The organism is Clostridium intestinale DSM 6191, assembly GCF_900130055.1.
Classification (GTDB): domain Bacteria; phylum Bacillota; class Clostridia; order Clostridiales; family Clostridiaceae; genus Clostridium_T; species Clostridium_T intestinale.
The window spans coordinates 57584-73766 of the sequence record NZ_FQXU01000007.1 but is presented as its reverse complement, the minus strand read 5'-3'; the positions used below and the strand labels follow the sequence as shown (position 1 = coordinate 73766).

Below are 16183 nucleotides of genomic sequence, written 5' to 3'. Positions count from 1 at the left end.
ACTATAGATAAATAAAATGAAACTATATGGTTAAATCTTCAAATATCTAATGGATATTCCTAAAAGATACCACAGCCAATAATTGTAAATTAAGCCTTTGAGGAGTAATATCATAATATTATTTTAATACTATAATTATTGATGGGGTAAAATTGAAATGGAAGAGAAAGTACAGATTGCTAAAGAGAACATGGATGAAAAGATATTTAAATTGACGGCAAAAGATGTTTACAAAAAACTTAACACTAGAGAAGAAGGGTTAACAATACAAGAAGTACAAGCAAATCGAGAGAAGTATGGAAAAAATGCTATTACTGAAAAGAAGGGTAAACCTGCCATATTAGTTTTAATGTCCAATTTTGTTAGTTTAATGGCTCTTCTATTATGGGCTGGAGGTATTATTGCCATAATTGCAGATATGGTTGAACTTGGGGTTGCTATATTTTTGGTTAATATTATAAATGGAGTTTTTAGCTTTTGGCAGGAGCATAGAGCAGGCAAAGCTACTGAAGCTTTAAAAAAGATGCTTCCTTCTTACGCTAGGGTTATTAGGGATAATAAAGAGCAGCAGATATTAGCAGAGGATTTAGTTCCTGGAGATATTATGTTAGTAGAAGAAGGGGATAAAATATCAGCCGATGCTCGTGTAATTGAAAGTAGCGATCTTCAAGTAAACCAATCAACTCTAACAGGAGAATCTAATCCAGTAAGAAAAACACATGATCCAATAATGAGAGATGGACTATCGAAGTCAGAAACACCAAATCTTATTTTTACAGGTTCTAGTGTAGCAAGTGGAACAGCAAAAGCTGTAGTTGTTTCAATTGGTATGGAAACTGAATTTGGGAAAATTGCTAATCTAACTCAAACTATGAAAGAAGAACTGAGTCCACTGCAAAAAGAGTTGAATTTATTGACTAAACAAATCTCAATGATTGCGTTAAGCATGGGGGTAGTATTTTTTATAACGGCTATATTTTTTGTAAAAGAACCTATAGCAGAAGCATTTATATTCTCGTTAGGAATGGTGGTAGCATTTATTCCAGAAGGATTACTTCCTACGGTTACTTTGTCTTTAGCAATGGCGGTGCAGAGGATGGCAAAAGAAAATGCTTTAGTAAAGAGATTGTCGGCAGTTGAAACTTTAGGATGCACTACTGTTATTTGTTCTGATAAAACTGGAACTTTGACTCAAAATGAAATGACAGTTAATAATTTATGGCTCCCAGGAAAAGAATTGAAGGTTACAGGATTAGGTTATGCTCCGGTAGGTAAGATTCTTTATGAAAATAAAGAACTTTATGCTGAGAATGACGAAGATTTAAAAATACTTTTAACTGCAGCTTCACTATGCAGTAATGCGCGTATAGTACCTCCAAATGATGAATCAGATAGATATACTGTGCTAGGAGATCCAACAGAAGCATGTTTGGGAGTAGTTGCACAAAAGGCTGGAATAGATACAATTAACCAGATTAATTTTATGCCAAGAATCAGAGAGTTACCTTTTGATTCAAGAAGAAAAAGAATGAGTACTATTCATAATTTGAGTACTCCGATAGGAGGATATGAAAGAATAGCATATATCAAAGGAGCTCCAAAAGAAGTGTTGGAACTTTGTACAAGTATAAATAAAAATGGTGACAAACAAGAGCTAAGCGATTCGCAACGTAATGAAATTATGGAAGCAAATGATAAATATGCACGAAATGGATTGAGAGTTTTAGCAGTTGCATATAGACATTTAACTAAAGAATGTAATCTCCCAAAATCTTTGAGTTCTTATACACCAGAACTTATTGAACAAGACATGACGTTTGTTGGACTAGTTGTTATGGCAGACCCTCCAAGACCAGAGGTTAAAGATGCTGTAGAGTTATGTCATAGAGCTAAAATAAGAATTATTATGATAACAGGGGACTATGGATTGACAGCAGAGAGCATAGCAAAGAGGATTGGTATTGTAGAGAGTAACCATCCTAGGATTGTATCTGGAGTTGATCTTGAAAAGATGAGTGACGATGATCTTAAAAAAGTTTTAAAAGATGAAGTTATTTTTGCTAGGGTAGCACCAGAACAAAAATATAGAATAGTATGTAATTTACAAGAACTAGGTCATATAGTAGCTGTGACAGGAGATGGAGTTAATGACTCTCCAGCTCTAAAAAAAGCTGATATTGGTGTAGCTATGGGGATATCTGGTACAGATGTTGCAAAAGAAGCGGCAGATATGATATTAACCGATGATAATTTTGCGTCTATTGTAAAAGCTATAGAAGAAGGTAGAGCAGTTTATAGTAATATAAGAAAGTTTTTACTCTATATTCTTAACAGCAATACACCTGAGGCAGTACCATCAGCAGCATTTTTACTATCTAAGGGAAACATTCCGCTTCCTCTTACTGTAATGCAGATACTAGCTATTGATTTAGGAACAGATATGTTGCCTGCTCTTGGACTAGGTGCAGAACTACCTGAGAAAGGCGTAATGGAAAAACCTCCACGTTCAAGAACAGAGATATTAATGAATAAGAAAACAGTCATTAAAGCATTTTTATGGTATGGATTATTAGAATCAGTTGTAGCTATGGGTGCATATTTCTTTGTAAATATACTAAATGGATGGCCAAATGTTCCATTAGCTAGTTCTGGTGTAGTTTATAAACAAGCTACTACCATGACTTTAGCATCTATAGTATTTTGCCAAATTGGTGCAGTATTGAATTGTAGAACGGAAAATGAGTCGGTATTTAAGATCGGAATATTTGCTAATAAAAAAATAGTAACTGGTATTATTTTTGAAGTCTTATTGATTTTAGCAATAATTTATATACCATTCTTGCAGAATATATTTAATACAGTAGCGATAGGCTTCAAAGAGTGGATATATTTGATTGTATTACCTTTCCCTATATTACTACTAGAAGAAGGTAGAAAGGCAATTTCAAGAAAACTTAGTAGAGTTAAAAAAGTTAATGATAAGAGGTTAGTGATATGAAAGATATTATAATAGGTTGTGGGGTTATGGGCTCAGGATTAGCTCAAAACCTAATAAAAAAGGGTCATAGTGTAACAATCATTGACAATAACCCAGATTCATTTAAACTACTTGGTGAAAACTTTAAAGGAAAAATGATTGTGGGAATAGGATTTGACAAAGATGTATTAACTGAAGCAGGTATTTCATTTGTAGATGCAGTCATTGCCTGTAGCAATAGTGATGAGGCTAATGCACTTATAGGAAGAATATCTAAAAATATTTATAAAGTACCTCGTGTTATAGCAAGGTTGCATGATCCTAGAAAGGCAGAAATATATCGTACTCTTGGTATTCAAACTATATCATCTGCAGCATGGGGAATACAAAGAGCAACTGATTTATTAAGTTACAATCAATTAGATAGCGTATTAACAATAGGTAATTCAAGTGTTGAATTAGTAAGAATTGAGACTCCAGCACTTTTGGTTGGTAGAACTGTTAGCGAGGTAACTTCAATAGGAGAGTTCCAAGTTGTTGCTATAAGTCGTGCAAATAAAACTTTTTTGCCAACTTGGGGAACAGTATTTGAGAAACATGATGTAATATTTATATCGGTTGTAGCAAGTTCTGCAAGCAGATTAAAAACATTGCTTGGTCTAGATCAAAAATGGAGGAAAAATATATGAAAGTTGTTATTATAGGTGGAGGTCAAGTAGGTGAGCATATTGCAAGTTTACTTTTAAATAATGACTACTCTGTAAAAGTAATAGATAATAGAGAACACATAGTAGATAAGCTAAAAAAGGAACTTCCTTCAGAGACAGTAATATTAGGAAATGGTACAGATCCTAATATATTGGAAGCTGCAGGTATAAACTCAGCGGATGTTGTGGTTTCAGTAACTGGAGCTGATGAGGTGAATTTAGTAGCTTCAACTATAGCTAAGTTTGAGTTTGGAGTTTCACGGGTTGTTGCTCGTGTAAATAATCCTAAAAATTCTTGGTTATATAATATAGGCATGGGGGTAGATGTTGCTGTTAATCAGGCCGATTTAATGGCTCATATTGTTATAGAGGAAATGGATTTAAAAAATATGTTTACACTTATGAAACTATCTTTAGGTGGATACTCTATAGTTCAAATAAAAGTTGATGAAGCTTCTAAAGCTGTTCATAAAGAGGTAAAGGCACTAAATATACCCTCTAACTCAAAACTTATCACAATCTATAGAGGAGAGGAAGTTATACTTCCAGGTGGAGATACTGTTATAAATGCAGGAGACTCCATACTAGCTTTAGCTAATTCAGAAACTCAAGCAGAGGTAAATAAAATTTTTTCACCTAGGTAAATGATAAAACTATATATAATAATTTAGAGGAGTTGCTATTTGATTAATTGATTATAGCAATTCCTTAATACTATAAATGCTTAATGTTATTGTTGAAATTATTGCAAATAAACATTATAATATTGGGAGTTTGAAAAATATAAAAATTAGATAAATACTACTATAAAGAATAAAAAATATCCTCATACGAGTTTATTTATATTATAATAAGATGTGAGAATGTTTGTTAACTGAAAAAAAGGAGGAACAATTAGTGTATTGTGTTAGAGAAATAACTGAAGATATTTATTGGGTTGGAGGAAATGATCGTAGACTTGCTTTATTTGAAAATATTCATCCAATTCCAAGAGGGGTTTCCTACAATTCTTACTTACTTTTAGATGAAAAGACTGTACTTTTTGACACTGTTGATTGGTCGATTTGCAGACAATTCCTTGATAACATTGAAGGTGTTTTAGGAGATAGAACTTTAGATTACTTAGTAATAAATCATGTGGAACCAGATCATGCAGCTTCCATTGAAGAAATACTTCTTCGTCATCCTGAAGTTAAGATTATATGTACGGGAAAAGCTGTTACATTTATGCGTCAATTTGGATTCCATGTGGATGGTAAGGTGATAGAAGTTAAAGATAAAGACACAATGTCTTTTGGAAAACATACTTTAATGTTCATAACTGCACCAATGGTACATTGGCCAGAAGTTATGGTTACATATGATACAAGCAATGGAGTATTATTTTCAGCTGATGCCTTTGGAACATTTGGGGCTTTAGATGGAAAAATGTTTAATGATGAAGTTAATTTTGATAGAGATTGGCTTGAAGATGCAAGAAGATACTACACAAATATTGTAGGGAAATATGGACAAAACGTTCAAAATCTTCTTAAGAAAGCAAATTCTTTAGATATAAAAATGATATGCCCACTTCACGGTCCAGTATGGCGTAGCAATTTAGAATATTTTATAGACAAGCATGATAAGTGGAGTAAGTATGAGCCAGAAGAAAAAGGTGTACTTATAGTTTACGGAACAATGTATGGAAATACAGAAGCTGCTGCTAATGAATTAGCAACAACATTAGTAAAAAAAGGCATGACAAATGTTGTTATGTATGATGTTTCAAAAACTCATGTTTCCTATTTGATATCAGAGACATTTAAATATAGCCATGTGGTACTAGCTTGCGTAACTTATAACTTAAATATTTATCCGCCAATGCTTAATTACTTGCATGATATGAAGGCTTTAAACCTTCAAAAACGTACTGTAGGAATCATAGAAAATGGTTCATGGGCTATTCAATCTGGAAAATTAATGACTGAATTTTTACAAGGAATGAAAGACATGACTATATTAGAAAATAAAATGACTTTAACTTCTGCAATGAAAAAAGAAGACATAAATTCTATGGATTCACTAGCAGACAATATTATAGAATCAATGAAATAAAAATGTAGATAAGGACTTTCTTATAAATAATATTTATGAGGAGGTCCTTATAATTTTATACTGAAGAGAGTATGTAGGGAGATTTACTTGTAGAGATGGGTATATGTTTATTAAATGCATATAAGATTGTTGGAATAAAGTGTTGATAAGAGAAACAAATAACTTAAGGACAAGCATGCTCTAAGTTGGCTAAGAACCATCCAAATAAGGGAATAAAATAGTTCGATAACCGAAAAAAATACTTATTATAAAAAACCGTATTTAAATTTATATAATATGTCAATAATTTAGAAAAAGAGAGGAGGAGAATCCTTTGAATGAAGAATTATTGACGCTAATTCATAAGATGAATGATACTTTTAAAAGAGAAAATAAAAGTTGCGAGATATTTGATTCTGAAAATATAATGGTGGAAAAAAAGAGTCTTTGCCATTGTGATAGAAAAGAGTGCCATTATTGTGGTGGAGATAATATAAATAAAAATGGTAAAACAAAACAAGGAAGGCAAAGATATATTTGCAAGGAGTGTGGAAAAAGTTTTTCAGATATGACAGGATCACCATTAAGTTATACGAAAAAACCTGTAGATAAGTGGATTAAATATACATTATGTATAAAAGAGGGGTTCTCTCTTAGAAAAATAGCAGAAATATTAGAGATTAATTTAACCACAAGTTTTCATTGGAGGCATAAAATATTAAGTGTAGCAGGTACAAAAATAATGAATAAAAAACTTAGTGGAACTATAGAGATAGATGAAGTTGGAATTAAAGAATCATTTAAGGGAAATCACAGTTTAAATAAGAAATTTTCTATTGTTAAATCCGATAAAGATAAATATAATCAAAATAATGAAGTTTTTGAAAGAGAAAAAATAATGATATTAAACTGTAAAGATACTAGTGATAATAAATTTATAAAGCCAGTAGCTAAAAGAAATATTAATTTAGAGAGTTTGGAAAAATTTTTAAAACCAATTATTAAAGAGGATTGTAATTATCTTGCAACACCGAGTAATTATAAGTACTATTACTTCACAAAAGCTCATGGATTAAAGTTAAGTATGCATGGAGCAATAAATTTATTTAAAGGAATAACTACAAATATACCAGGAATTGATAATAAAATAGCTGCTCAAAGGGGAAAAGCTTTTAAGTTATTTCTTAGAAGTTTTCATAATGTTGCGAGTAAGTATTTAGGCTTTTATATAAATTGGTTTATAATGTTTATAGTGGAAGATAATCAAGGATTAAGCTTATTTAGAAAATTTGTTACAGGTAAAAAACAGCTGAGAGTAGAGGATTTTAAGAAAGTGAATTTTAGAGGAGAAATATTAAGAAACAAAAGAGCAGATGAGAGGCTTGTTTTTAAAATATCATAGTCTTAAGTCTCCATCAACACTTATTTCAAACAAAGTCGTATGCAGTTGAAAAAGTTAATTATACTTATTATTAAAAGTCGACAAAAATTTTATTATAGCTAGATAGATATTTTTTAGTCTAAGCAAAATATGCTATTTAAAAAAGGATCTCTGAATAAATAAAAGGTTACTACTATCATAAAAATAGCAATAACCTCCAGTAGTATTAAAACATAATTTTAACTTTAAAATCTTTACGACATGCAGGACAATTTACAGTATGATTTCCTGTCTTTCTTGGCAGACGAAGTACCTTTTTGCAGTGAGGACAAGTACGATAACGATGGGTTTTTATATCCTTTAATCTACGGAATGCTAAAGAAAACTTTGATTTAATAGGATTCCAAAATTTCAAAAACATTTGATTTTCTCTTTGTCTTTTATAGATGTTTTTAGAAAAGGTTCTATAAAAGGTTAAGATAAGAACGACCCATGATAAACCTCTAATTATAGGTGAAGGGATAAAAAAATTAGCAATTACTAGAATAAAAGACAGAGCAATTGTTGCAATATATAGCTGGTCTGTACCATATCTACCATACATAAAACGTACTAACTTATTTTTAAAATCTTTCATATCTTATCACTCCTCTATTAATATGGACCAAAGAAAAAACTACAGAAAAATCTGAACAAGTAATATCCTAAACATATTTTCCAAAAACTGAATACGGGTATACCAAAACCTCTACTTTGATTTTGATAAAAAGCACCACTACCTTGTATTCTGTTTAATAGTAGATGGTATTCGAAATTATTTGGGTCCATTCTTACAGCTGTTCTAGCGTGTTCAAGTGCAGTAATCTGATTATGTATACCTAAGTTTGCAACTGCACTATAATAGTACCATTTAGCACTTCTACTAGGTATATTATTTAAAACATTTAAAGCTTCATTATAATAACCAGAATTCATATAATGAATTGCGGAATTATAATCATTAACATAAGAAGCATCATTACCATATGTATTTTGCCCACCATAACCAGCATTATAACTTCCTTGAGAAGTATAACCTTGCTTAATTTGATTATAAGCACTATTAATTTCGCTCATTTTTCTTGCAGCTTCTTCATTTCCTTGATTTAGATCAGGATGATATTTTTTAGCTAATTTTCTATAGGACTTTGCAATTTCTTCGTCACTAGCATCTGGAGAAACCCCCAGTACTTTATAAGGGTCCGATATCATATTTGGGCACTTCCTTTCTTATTAGTAGCAGCTACATATCTTGTCCACACTCCAGAATAAAGAATATTATCAATAATATTTTTATCTCTTTCAATTGGCAGAGTTTTATACTTTTCGGTACAATCAGCCATAAGTATATTTAGTATAGAAGAAAAGTTGTCAGAGGAAGTGGTAACTAATGGATTATAGCGTTCCTTTTTTATATCTTCTTTCAAATCAAGACATGCATCCATAATATAAATAAATTTTCCAAGAGACTTTCCAAATGCATATAATCTTTCTGAATATTCATCTTCATTTACAACAAAAATTTCACCCATAAGTTCTCCAAAACAATTTGAAGGAATATCAGGGTTAAGCTCTCCAGATTTCTCAATAAAAGAAAGTTCCTTTAAATACTGAGAAATTTTAGCTGATTTATTTGGATATCTTTTTTCAATAAGCTTACACTTTTTCTCAAATAATTTGGCCCCAAATAAAGAGAAAATATTTTTATCATCCTGCCAATCATCAAGAAATTTATAATATGTAAGAAGAATATTCATATCTGATGCATATTCTGTGATTTTATTTCTCCAAAATTCATGTTCCTTAAAAGGGTGAGAAATACATTTTTCAGTTTTAATAGAAGTATTTTCATTATATAATGAAGTCAGAAAAAGAACAAGAAAAGTCATATCATAAGTTAGGGTTAATCGGCTCATTGCGCCATGTCTATCATTAAGAGTAGAACACAAACCACAATAACAAGATCTATACTGTTGTTTTTCAGAAACATTTAATTTATCTACATTGGCAATTACATAGCCAAACATTTACCCACCTGCCTTATATATTAAAATTACATTTAATTATACAATATTTTTATGTCTATTTAGTGACAAAATGTAAAATTTAAAACAATTTAATAAGGTATAAATTACTCTAAAACTTTAAATGAAAAAACATTGACAAATAAACTACAATCTCATAATATATGTATATGCATACAAAATAGATCTAATAAAAGTGGAGTTAAATAACAAAAAAATATGAAATGTACATGTTTATAGAAATTTAGAATGCCTTGACAATAAGAAATATTATGGATTAAGATAGGTTTATTCAAGGATTTGGAGGTCAATAAAACTATCTATGGAAAAATCAAATGAAACTAAAAGATTAAAAAATTGTGTTTGTAGAAATTTACGCATGACAACAAGAGTTACTACTCAATATTATGATCAAATGTTTCAATCTGTTGAACTGCCAGCAGCTCAGTTTTCATTATTAGTAGATATATCCTATCGTGAAAATGCTACTATAAGTGAACTTGCAGAAGCTTTGTTAATGGATCAAACTACAGTAACTAGAAATATTGAAATTTTAAGAAAAAAGGGATATGTTAGAGTGAATACTGATGGCAATGATTCAAGAAGAAAATGTGTTTCTATAAGTGAAGAGGGAGCAAAAAAACTAAATGAAGCTGTTCCGTTATGGAATGAGGTTCAATCCATGATTGAAAATGAAATTGGTGATGAAAGATTTGAAGAATTTTTAAAAACCTTGGGGCAGATACAAAGTTTTATTAGTAAAGTTTCTAAAACTTAATTTAAAACTTACTTATTTTTTAAGTAAGATTTTTTATAAAGCAAAACATGTATATACATGTTTCTTTTGTAAGTAAAACATTTATGAAAGGAATGTTAAGAGGATGGATGATTTAGCAATAAAAATAAGAGATGAGGCTTTGAAATTAGGTTATGAAAAGTGTGGAATTATAAAAGTTGATGAAATGTATGATTATGAGGATAGATTAAATGAGAGAATAGAGAAAGTGCCAATAACAAAGGGCTTTTATAGTAGATATTATAATTTTTCTCATTTACAGGATACCTATCCATGGGCAAAATCTATAGTTGTTTGCATAAAAAGATATGATAACTATCACGTTCCAGAGCATTTACAAGGTATGATTGGAAAGACATATATGTTTGATAGCAGGGTAGATGAAAAATCTAAAGAATTTCAAGATGGACTAAAGTTTGAGAAGTATATGCAGGGATTAGGAATTAAGACTCATACAGAAAGAAAATTTGGAGTTACAGGTATGAGATGGGCGGCACTTAAAGCTGGACTTGGAATAATACGTAGAAACAATTTTTTCTATACAGAAAAAGGCTCATGGCTTACTATTGAAGCTTGGGTTATAGATGAAGAACTAGAATATAAGGAAACTCCTAATATTAAGCCATGCTCTGAAAAATGTAATTTATGCATTAAAGCGTGTCCTTCCAAATCTCTATCTGAACCATATACCATGAATCCTTTAGCGTGTGTATCTTGCCTTACAACTTTTGCAGGAAGAGATATGCCGAATGAAATATTTAAAGAAGCCATGGGTGATTGGGTTTATGGATGTGATGTTTGCCAGGATTCATGTCCTATGAATAAAAATAAATGGATAGGAAATGAAGAGTTCCTAAACTTAGAAGAGCTAAGTAGTAAGATATCTTTAGAGAAAATAATCAAAATGGATTATGATTTTTTAGAAAATGTGTTGCAGAAGAAGTTTTGGTATATACCTAAAGACGATGTTTGGAAATGGAAGGTTAATGCAATAAATGCCATGATAAATAATTATAAAGAAGAATATAAAGCAAGTATATATGAAGCATTAGAAGATTCACATGAAAAGGTAAGAGAGATGGCAGACTTTGCAATCAAAAAACTAAGCATATAAGTATTGTCATTATAGGTTTATATTTAATATTATAACTTAAGAGAACTTAGTAAAGAGATGATGTTTTAAATGAACATAGAAAGTAAAAATGAATACAAAAACAGAGGATTAATATTGGCTATTGTAGTACTTCTACCCTTTATGGGAACTTTGGATAGTACAATAATAAATGTTGCATTACCTGCAATGGTAAAAATATTTGAAGTAAACATGACATCTATTCAATTAATAGTAATTTCTTATTTAGTTACAATAGTTAGTACGATTTTGTTCTTTGGACGCTTAGGAGATATAAAAGGAAAATCAAAAATATTTAATTTAGGATTGCTGGTTTTTACTATAGGGTCATTGTTATGCGGATTATCAAAAAGCTTCAGTTCTTTAGTTTTTTTTAGAATAATTCAAGCGTTAGGAGCCTCAGCAGCTATGGCAAACAATCAAGGGATAATAACTCAGGTATTTCCAGCTAATGAAAGAGGGAAGGCACTTGGTATAAATGCAACCTTTTTAGCTCTTGGAACAATGCTTGGTCCTGCACTTGGAGGATTTATAATTTCATACTTAAGTTGGCACTATATATTTTTCATTAATATACCAATAGGAATAATTGCGGTGATAATGGGAATTAAAATTCTACCTAAAAAGATAGAAGACAAAAAAGAAAAAATTGACTTCTTGGGAGTTGGAATATTTGGAGCAAGCGTTATATGTTTATTCTGTTCATTATTAGTAGGACAAAGAGTAGGATATGATAACTATTTGATAATTTTAGGTTTTATAGTAGCAATATGCTTATTCTGTGTATTTATATATATAGAAAAAAAGCTTAAATATCCTCTTATAGACCTTTCGCTATTTAAAAATTCACTTTTTTCAGTGGGGATATTGTGTACCTTTATATGTTATGTTGCATTTAACAGCAATAATATGGTTCAACCCTTTTATCTTCAAGATGTATTAAAAATGAGTCCAAGTTATGCTGGAATGATTATGATGATTTCACCAATAATAATTACAGTACTTGCACCTTTTAGTGGACATTTATCCGATAAAATTGGCTCTGAGTCATTAACTTTAGTGGGATTAGCGTTAATGGGTTTAGGGTTAGGATTGATGGCAACCTTAAATGAAAATTCAAGCTTGTATTCTTTGATTATATTTATAGCCTTATTAGCAGTTGGAAACGCACTGTTTTTGTCACCTAATAACTCTCTTGTTATGTCTTCAGCTCCGAGCAATAAACTAGGAATTGCAGGAAGCATTAATGCTTTTGTGAGAAACTTAGCTCAAACATCAGGAGTTGCCATGGCTACATTGCTTTTATACTCTTTTATGAGTATTAAGATGGGAGAAAAAGTTTATGGATATGTTGAGGGTAGAAGTGATGTATTTATATATGGAATGAGATATGTATATATAGTAGCAGCAATTATCTGCTTAGTTGGGGTTTTAGTTACTGGATTAAGGTTAAAAAAGAAGAGTTAAATACTATTGACATTCCAGTAGCAGGAATATTTACACTTATTATATAATTAAGGAGGGATATAATGAGTGTAAATGTATTAGAATTATGTTGGACAGAAATTGAGAAGCTCCACAAAGAAAAAACTGTTATGGTGATTGGAATTGCACCAATTGAACAACATGGTAGACATCTTCCTGTTGGGGTAGATGTTTATGAAACAGAACACTGGATTAAAAAAAGTATAATAAAACTTCAGGAGAGATTTTCAGATTATACATTTCTAACAATGCCTATTATCCCATTTGGAAACGCAAATATGAAGGGATTTCCAGGAAATATACACATTTCCCAAAAGCTTCTCTATAATTTAGTGATTGAAACATTGAGTTCTATATCAGAGTGGGATATAAAGAATATAATTGTAATCAGTGGGCATGCAGAGCCAAAGCATTTAATAGCAATTGAAGAGGCATGTGCATGTATTAATAAGAAGTTTAAAGATATAGCTTTTTCTCCTATGGGAGCTATATTTAGTGAAAAGGTAAAAGTTAAAGAAAAGAACACTTTAATGGATAAATTAAAAGAGTATTGCAATGATTTTCATGCGGGGTGGGTAGAAACTTCATGCATGTTGTCAATCAACAAAGATTTAGTGAATGAAAATTATAAATCTCAGCCAGATATAGAACTTCAAGAAAAAGAAATGATTTTTCCTAAAAAAGTAGCTGAAAAAATTAAAAAATATGGTCATAGTGGATATCCAAAAGAGGGAAGTAAAGACTTAGGGGATGCTTTAAATGATGATATGGCAGAAAAAATTAAAACTGCTATAGAAGCATTTATTTTAAGAGAAAATTATAAACAGTATGAACATCATGAACTGTATAAAATACCTTTTTTAAGAGTTAAAATATGGAGTTGATTGATATGTATAGTATAGGGCAGTTTTCAATTATGTGTAATATAAATAAAAAAACATTGAGATATTATGATGAGATAAATTTATTTAAACCAGCGTATATTCATAATATGAATCAATATAGATATTACGAAGAGTCTCAGATTCCGATTATAAAAGAAGTTTTGAGATTAAAGGAAATAGGGATTCCACTTGAGAATATTAAAAAGGTTATTTCAGAAGATAATTTTACTATAAAAAAGAAAGTTTATTCAGAAAGGCTACAAGAGATAAATATTTTAATAGATAAACTCCAAAAGCAGAAAAAGCTAATAGAAACACATTTATCAGATAATAAGCCTATTAATGAATTTAATAAATCTATTATAGAAAAAGGAAGTTTTCTTCAAGAAGGAAAAGTTTATTATAACAATATAGATTCAGATTATGAAGGTATTAATAATACAATAGGTGTTTTTTATTCAAAGACCAAGGGCATAGAATTAACTTCTGGACATATTTTTAAAAGGTCTTTAGAGGAAAACTCAGAGGGATTTAGTGAGATATTTGCTTATACTTTAGAAAATATAGATTCACCTAATGTAAGATTTCAAAATAAAATCACAGGCTTAAAATGTTTATGTCAAGGTATAAGTAAAAGAGAATCTGCTTATAAAAGCTTATTTGATTACTCAAGAGATAATGGGTATTCAATAAATGATGTCTATGAAAGATATATAATGAATGGTGGTAAAATGAATATAGAGATAATTGGTAGTATAGAATAGAAATAAACTAAGCCCGCTGATTTTGAAAACAGTGGGCTTAAATATTTTAAATTACATTATAGCGTTTTAATAAATCTTCTATTACAGTTCCAGAGATTTTTTTAAGTCCTATTTTTTCAACAATACCTACAAAAAACGGAACCTTCATATCAGTAAGTTTTTTACCATCCATCATTTTTGAAGTAGCATCTAATAATGCTCTCACATCATAACAAGAATTAAAAACTTCAGGAACTCCGCGGTCAACATCAAGAAGGGTATAAACAGCTTCCATAGCAGTTCTTACAGAGTATTCTGTAGTAAATACTGTGTCACGAACAGTGTCTGAGAATTGTCCAATAAATGCAAAGTTTACACTTCCTTCTGGAACAACTTTAGGTCTATCTCCTTCTGTTCTTGGCATAAAGAAAGCCGTTATATATGGCATCATACATGGAATACAGCGAGCTGAATTTAGAGCCATGTCATGAATTTGAGCTTCTGGAACACCTAAGTGATATAACCATTCCTCAGTGATTTCAAGACCTGTACATTCTCTCATAGGTTTTTTAATATAGTTTCCAGGAACATCTAAAAATAATCCATATATCCAAACTACAAGCTGATTTTTAGGTTGTTCTTTAAAATGTGGCTGACGGTTTAAAGTATAGCTCATAAGCCAGTTTGAGTCCTTTACTGATATTATTCCACCTGTAACAACCTTACCGCTAAAAGGATCTCTTTTGCAGACTTTTTCTATATATGGAGGTATTTTATCATCAAGAGTAGTTACTGTTGCAGATTCCCAAGAAGTTGCCTTAGTATCAGTACAGAACTTATCAGGATGACCAAATGATGGATCTTGTTTAGCTATGTTTCTCCAAAGTTCCCAACAGCCACCAGGAGAATCATTAAATGTAGGAGCATGATCATTGTCTCCTAAAGTAGAGTTTTCTGTACAGCTACCATTTGTAACAAATACTAAATCATCCTCTATTAAATCAATAGATTCTTCCTTTCCTCCTCTTAAACATACAATTTTAGTAGCAACCTTTTTACCTTTATTTATATCAAAAACAACATTAGTTACTTTAGTATCATATTGAAAGTTAACACCATGAGCTTCAAGGTATTTTATCATTGGAAGTATTAAAGATTCATATTGATTGTACTTAGTGAACTTCAATGCAGAGAAATCAGGAAGCCCACCAATATGATGAATAAACCTTTGAAGATATAACTTCATTTCTAAAGCGCTGTGCCAATCTTCAAAAGCGAACATGGTTCTCCAATATAACCAAAAGTTAGAAACAAAAAAGTCTTCAGTAAATACATCAGTAATTTTCTTGTCATATAAAGCTTCATCAGTAGTCATAAATAGTTTCATTATTTCCATAGAAGCTTTTTCAGATAAAGTAAACTTATTATCTGTATGAGCATCTTCACCTCTATTTATAGTTGCTCTCATAAGAGAATAGTTAGGATCTTTTTTATTAAGCCAATAAAATTCATCCAAAACAGAAGCATCTTCAGTTTCAAGTGAAGGGATGGATCTAAATAAATCCCATAAACATTCAAAATGATTTTCCATTTCACGTCCGCCTCTTATAACGAAGCCTTTTTGCACATCATTTATACCATCGCAGGCACCACCTGCAATATTAAGTTCTTCTAAGATATGAATATGTTCACCCTTCATTTGACCATCACGAACTAAAAAACAAGCAGCAGCTAAAGAGGCTAAACCTGACCCTACTAGATAAGCTGATTTTCTATCAACATCTTTAGGTTTTTGAGGACGAGCAAAGGCCTCATAATTTCCATTACTATAATACATTTTAAATACCTCCCAAATAATTATCTTTACCTTACAAGTAAATGATAGAAAAATTAGGGAAAGGTAACAATAGACAATAAAGAAGGGATGACTAAAATTTAT

General features: G+C 30.7%; 14 protein-coding genes. 10 read left to right on the top strand and 4 right to left on the bottom strand.

The features are described 5' to 3' along the window. Positions 1 to 157: 157 nt before the first annotated feature. The 5 genes from BUA92_RS11295 to BUA92_RS11275 all read left to right on the top strand — a co-directional run bounded on the left by BUA92_RS11295 (position 158) and on the right by BUA92_RS11275 (position 7162). The gene (locus BUA92_RS11295) at positions 158 to 2998 is read left to right on the top strand and encodes a cation-translocating P-type ATPase (RefSeq protein WP_073019607.1); all 2841 of its coding nucleotides are present in this window, start codon (positions 158 to 160) and stop codon (positions 2996 to 2998) included. Then, the gene (locus BUA92_RS11290; RefSeq protein WP_073019605.1) at positions 2995 to 3666 is read left to right on the top strand and encodes a potassium channel family protein; all 672 of its coding nucleotides are present in this window, start codon (positions 2995 to 2997) and stop codon (positions 3664 to 3666) included. Before BUA92_RS11295 ends, BUA92_RS11290 begins: the two co-directional genes overlap by 4 nt. Beyond that, complete coding sequence (locus BUA92_RS11285; protein WP_073019602.1) at positions 3663 to 4328, top strand: potassium channel family protein; 666 nt, start codon at positions 3663 to 3665, stop codon at positions 4326 to 4328. Before BUA92_RS11290 ends, BUA92_RS11285 begins: the two co-directional genes overlap by 4 nt. A 253-nt stretch (positions 4329 to 4581) precedes the next feature. Then, positions 4582 to 5781, top strand: a complete 1200-nt coding sequence (locus tag BUA92_RS11280) for an FprA family A-type flavoprotein (RefSeq protein WP_073019600.1) — start codon at positions 4582 to 4584, stop codon at positions 5779 to 5781. A gap of 313 nt (positions 5782 to 6094) precedes the next feature. After that, positions 6095 to 7162 carry an IS1595 family transposase gene (locus tag BUA92_RS11275; protein WP_073019598.1) on the top strand — a complete coding sequence of 356 codons (1068 nt, stop codon included), beginning with the start codon at positions 6095 to 6097 and terminating at the stop codon, positions 7160 to 7162. A 205-nt stretch (positions 7163 to 7367) separates the two neighbouring features. On the opposite strand, the gene BUA92_RS11270 is transcribed toward BUA92_RS11275, so the two are convergent. From BUA92_RS11270 to BUA92_RS11260, 3 genes are read right to left on the bottom strand one after another with little or no spacing between them, the layout of a single operon-like run. Continuing rightward, positions 7368 to 7778 (bottom strand): hypothetical protein, encoded by a 411-nt coding sequence (locus tag BUA92_RS11270; RefSeq protein ID WP_073019596.1) that lies wholly within the window; start codon positions 7776 to 7778, stop codon positions 7368 to 7370. 17 nt (positions 7779 to 7795) lie between these two features. After that, on the bottom strand, positions 7796 to 8392 hold the full coding sequence (locus BUA92_RS23745) for a DnaJ domain-containing protein (protein ID WP_073019594.1): 597 nt from the start codon (positions 8390 to 8392) through the stop codon (positions 7796 to 7798). Then, positions 8389 to 9207 carry a DUF5685 family protein gene (locus BUA92_RS11260; protein WP_073019592.1) on the bottom strand — a complete coding sequence of 273 codons (819 nt, stop codon included), beginning with the start codon at positions 9205 to 9207 and terminating at the stop codon, positions 8389 to 8391. The genes BUA92_RS23745 and BUA92_RS11260 overlap by 4 nt, the downstream gene beginning before the upstream one ends. 319 nt (positions 9208 to 9526) lie before the next feature. Between BUA92_RS11260 and BUA92_RS11255 the strand changes: the two genes are divergently transcribed. From BUA92_RS11255 to BUA92_RS11235, 5 genes are all read left to right on the top strand, one after another. Next, complete coding sequence (locus BUA92_RS11255) at positions 9527 to 9982, top strand: MarR family winged helix-turn-helix transcriptional regulator (RefSeq protein WP_073019590.1); 456 nt, start codon at positions 9527 to 9529, stop codon at positions 9980 to 9982. A 103-nt stretch (positions 9983 to 10085) separates the two neighbouring features. Continuing rightward, positions 10086 to 11114 carry an epoxyqueuosine reductase gene (locus tag BUA92_RS11250; RefSeq protein WP_073019588.1) on the top strand — a complete coding sequence of 343 codons (1029 nt, stop codon included), beginning with the start codon at positions 10086 to 10088 and terminating at the stop codon, positions 11112 to 11114. A 69-nt stretch (positions 11115 to 11183) separates the two neighbouring features. Further along, positions 11184 to 12599: an MFS transporter gene (locus tag BUA92_RS11245; protein ID WP_073019586.1), complete on the top strand. Its 1416-nt coding sequence runs from the start codon at positions 11184 to 11186 to the stop codon at positions 12597 to 12599. Positions 12600 to 12661: 62 nt separating this feature from the next. Then, on the top strand, positions 12662 to 13501 hold the full coding sequence (locus tag BUA92_RS11240) for a creatininase family protein (RefSeq protein WP_073019584.1): 840 nt from the start codon (positions 12662 to 12664) through the stop codon (positions 13499 to 13501). Further along, entirely contained in the window at positions 13492 to 14265 is a 774-nt protein-coding gene (locus tag BUA92_RS11235) for a MerR family transcriptional regulator (RefSeq protein ID WP_073019582.1), read from the top strand. The genes BUA92_RS11240 and BUA92_RS11235 overlap by 10 nt, the downstream gene beginning before the upstream one ends. Positions 14266 to 14311: 46 nt before the next feature. On the opposite strand, the gene BUA92_RS11230 is transcribed toward BUA92_RS11235, so the two are convergent. Then, positions 14312 to 16081 carry an oleate hydratase gene (locus BUA92_RS11230; protein WP_073019580.1) on the bottom strand — a complete coding sequence of 590 codons (1770 nt, stop codon included), beginning with the start codon at positions 16079 to 16081 and terminating at the stop codon, positions 14312 to 14314. Positions 16082 to 16183 lie beyond the last annotated feature (102 nt).

What these genes read in the sequence shown, in the direction of transcription:
- BUA92_RS11295 (WP_073019607.1), top strand. Translation starts at nt 158, where the DNA reads ATGGAAGAGAAAGTACAGATTGCTAAAGAGAACATGGATGAAAAGATA.
- BUA92_RS11290 (WP_073019605.1), top strand. Translation starts at nt 2,995, where the DNA reads ATGAAAGATATTATAATAGGTTGTGGGGTTATGGGCTCAGGATTAGCT.
- BUA92_RS11285 (WP_073019602.1), top strand. Translation starts at nt 3,663, where the DNA reads ATGAAAGTTGTTATTATAGGTGGAGGTCAAGTAGGTGAGCATATTGCA.
- BUA92_RS11270 (WP_073019596.1), bottom strand. Translation starts at nt 7,778, where the DNA reads ATGAAAGATTTTAAAAATAAGTTAGTACGTTTTATGTATGGTAGATAT.
- BUA92_RS23745 (WP_073019594.1), bottom strand. Translation starts at nt 8,392, where the DNA reads ATGATATCGGACCCTTATAAAGTACTGGGGGTTTCTCCAGATGCTAGT.
- BUA92_RS11260 (WP_073019592.1), bottom strand. Translation starts at nt 9,207, where the DNA reads ATGTTTGGCTATGTAATTGCCAATGTAGATAAATTAAATGTTTCTGAA.
- BUA92_RS11255 (WP_073019590.1), top strand. Translation starts at nt 9,527, where the DNA reads ATGGAAAAATCAAATGAAACTAAAAGATTAAAAAATTGTGTTTGTAGA.
- BUA92_RS11250 (WP_073019588.1), top strand. Translation starts at nt 10,086, where the DNA reads ATGGATGATTTAGCAATAAAAATAAGAGATGAGGCTTTGAAATTAGGT.
- BUA92_RS11245 (WP_073019586.1), top strand. Translation starts at nt 11,184, where the DNA reads ATGAACATAGAAAGTAAAAATGAATACAAAAACAGAGGATTAATATTG.
- BUA92_RS11240 (WP_073019584.1), top strand. Translation starts at nt 12,662, where the DNA reads ATGAGTGTAAATGTATTAGAATTATGTTGGACAGAAATTGAGAAGCTC.
- BUA92_RS11235 (WP_073019582.1), top strand. Translation starts at nt 13,492, where the DNA reads ATGGAGTTGATTGATATGTATAGTATAGGGCAGTTTTCAATTATGTGT.
- BUA92_RS11230 (WP_073019580.1), bottom strand. Translation starts at nt 16,081, where the DNA reads ATGTATTATAGTAATGGAAATTATGAGGCCTTTGCTCGTCCTCAAAAA.